This window comes from Aminobacter sp. P4_D5 (assembly GCF_056401815.1).
In genome coordinates this window covers 1-578 of sequence record NZ_JBFUIP010001113.1, presented here as the reverse complement: position 1 = coordinate 578, position 578 = coordinate 1, and the positions used below count along the sequence as shown (strand labels likewise).

At 64.4% G+C, this 578-nt stretch carries 1 protein-coding gene; it reads right to left on the bottom strand.

The features are described 5' to 3' along the window. Positions 1-316 (bottom strand): methyltransferase domain-containing protein (locus AC1DWF_RS36970; RefSeq protein WP_476843395.1); only part of this gene is annotated, 316 nt, incomplete at its 3' end. Positions 317-578 lie beyond the last annotated feature (262 nt).

Genomic DNA, 578 nt, shown 5'->3' with positions numbered 1-578 from the left:
GCAGGAAGGGCGAGCCGTAGTCCGGCAGGCTCAGCCGGAACATCCCGCCCGGCTTCAGCGCGCGATGGATGTCGTCGAAGATCGCCGGCAGCTCGTCATAGGGCAGGTGCTCGAACACGTCCTGCGACTGGATCTTCTCCACGGTGCCGTCAGCGACCGGCAGCGGCTGCCGCGCGTCGTGCCGGATCTCCTGGCCGTGCTGCGGAACCAGGGCGAGGCCCATGAAGCGACCGGAGGCATATTGCCGTTCGCCGGTGGTGAGGTTGCCGAAATACAGGTACTTGCCGACCAGCGACGGGTGAATGGCTTGGCTCACGCGATCGTCTCCCTGGTTGCGGCGCGGTAAGGCTAGGCGGAAGGCGTCAGGTGGCCCAGCCCTTCGGCGGCGCATCCGAAATTTCGGCATCATTCATGAATGGGAATGTTGACTTAAGGCCATCCTCGGGTTTCGTTGTGCGCCCGACGGCGAGGGCCGAGGATCGGAGTTTCCATGTCCTGGCACATCAGCCTCACCCGCTTCGCGAGCGCCCATATCGTCAAGAAGCAGGACGCCGTGAATTCCTGCGGCATCGCCTGCA